Here is a 1,835-nt window from a genome sequence, read left to right as displayed (position 1 = left end):
TAGTGAATGAAGAAGCTAAAATATTAGAAGTGACTCATAGTAATATCTTAAAACCTCGGCTTAAATATTATCAAAATATGCAGTATAGACATCGTTGGCTAGGTTTTATAAATTTATTTCAATTAATGTTAGCCCAAATTCCACTTGTGGATTTGCTATTTTTTAAGCGTAAAAAAAGAAGAGAGTTGCTTGAAAAGATAAATAGATATTGGAGATGATTTTATGGTGCTATTTTTGGTTTTAAAGACAACTAGTGTTGGCTATGAGTATGTGATAAAAGCTAGGATTAATAAAATATTAAATTCAAATTACCTACAAATAGGAGATTATCAACCATGAAAGGTATTATATTAGCAGGTGGAAGTGGAACTAGGTTATATCCAATCACAAGAGGTGCGAGTAAGCAAATTTTACCTGTTTATGATAAGCCGATGATATATTATCCGCTTTCTGTATTAATGTTAGCAGGTATTAGAGATATACTTATAATCTCGACCCCTCAAGATTTACCTAGATTTGAAGAATTATTGGGTAATGGATCCAATTTGGGGATAAAACTTTCTTATGCCAAACAACCAAGTCCTGATGGATTGGCTCAGGCTTTTTTGATCGGTGAAGAGTTTTTAGCTGGTAGTAGCGCTTGTTTAATTTTAGGGGATAATATCTACTATGGTCATGGCTTAAGAGGTTTATTGCACCAAGCTATAGAAGCTACAAAGCAAGATCATGCCACTGTTTTTGGCTATTATGTGAGTGATCCTGAGCGATATGGCGTGGTTGAATTTAATGAAAATGGCAAAGCTGTTAGTATAGAAGAAAAGCCTGAAAAGCCAAAAAGCAATTATGCAGTTACTGGATTATATTTTTATCCTGGTGATGTAGTTAAAAAAGCTAAACTAGTTAAACCATCTAATAGAGGAGAACTAGAGATTACGACGCTTAATCAGTTTTATTTAAATGAAGGTAGATTAAATGTAGAGGTTATGGGTAGAGGTTACGCATGGTTAGATACCGGGACTCATGAGTCTCTTTTGGATTCGAGTATTTTTGTTAAAACAATTGAAGATAGACAATCTTTAAAAATAGCATGTTTAGAAGAGATAGCCTATGAATTGGGATATATTACTAAAGAGCAGCTATTAAAGCTAGCTGAGCCTTTGAAAAAAAATCAATATGGAAAGTATTTAATTAGACGAGCTAACGAAATTTCTGGAACTTAAGATGAAATTTACTAGATTAGAAATACCTGATATTATTTTAATTGAGCCTTGCGTATATCAAGATGATAGAGGTTATTTTTTAGAGAGCTTTAGACTAGATAAACTTAGTGAGTTTTTGGATTGTGAGATTAAATTTGTTCAAGATAATGAGAGTAGATCAAATTTAGGTGTTCTGCGTGGATTGCATTATCAAAAGCCGCCATTTACTCAAACAAAATTAATACGAGTAATAACTGGTGCTATTTTAGATGTAGTTGTAGATATTCGTAAAAATAGTCCCACTTTTGGCAAGCATTTAAAGATTAAACTAGATGGAATATCTAAAAATATGCTTTTGATATCAAAGGGTTTTGCGCATGGGTTTTTAACGCTAGAAGACAATACAATAATGAGTTATAAAACTGATAATTATTATAACTCAGAGTATGACAGCGGGATTTTATATAACGATGCTCAAATCGGAATTGATTGGGGCTTGGATGGTAGTAAATTTATTTTGAGTGCTAAAGATAAAGCCCAGCCTTTACTATCAGAGATAGAAAGCATAGTTGTTTGAGCAAAATATGGAAAAGATTTTGATTCTTGGTGCTAGTGGCCAGCTAGGAAGTGAATTTA

The 1,835-nt window shown here is 32.5% G+C and carries 3 protein-coding genes; all 3 read left to right on the top strand.

Annotation, left to right across the window (positions count from 1 at the left end; all coding sequences use genetic code 11):
* Positions 1–218, top strand: a 218-nt coding sequence (locus J6V67_RS05475; protein ID WP_291859902.1) for a hypothetical protein, incomplete at its 5' end; no start/stop codon positions are given.
* A 117-nt stretch (positions 219–335) separates the two neighbouring features.
* A complete protein-coding gene (rfbA, locus tag J6V67_RS05470) occupies positions 336–1,220 on the top strand; it encodes a glucose-1-phosphate thymidylyltransferase RfbA (RefSeq protein WP_291859899.1) in 885 nt (294 codons plus the stop codon).
* 1 nt (position 1,221) lies between these two features.
* The gene (gene rfbC / locus J6V67_RS05465; protein ID WP_291859896.1) at positions 1,222–1,776 is read left to right on the top strand and encodes a dTDP-4-dehydrorhamnose 3,5-epimerase; all 555 of its coding nucleotides are present in this window, start codon (positions 1,222–1,224) and stop codon (positions 1,774–1,776) included.
* Positions 1,777–1,835: the final 59 nt, after the last annotated feature.

The organism is Campylobacter sp., from assembly GCF_017646085.1.
Lineage (GTDB): Bacteria > Campylobacterota > Campylobacteria > Campylobacterales > Campylobacteraceae > Campylobacter.
The sequence above is the reverse complement of the archived record's forward strand: the minus strand, read 5'-3'. Positions and strand labels throughout refer to the sequence as shown.

Coding starts and splice junctions, on each gene's coding strand:
- rfbA (WP_291859899.1), top strand. CDS start 336: ATGAAAGGTATTATATTAGCAGGTGGAAGTGGAACTAGGTTATATCCA.
- rfbC (WP_291859896.1), top strand. CDS start 1,222: ATGAAATTTACTAGATTAGAAATACCTGATATTATTTTAATTGAGCCT.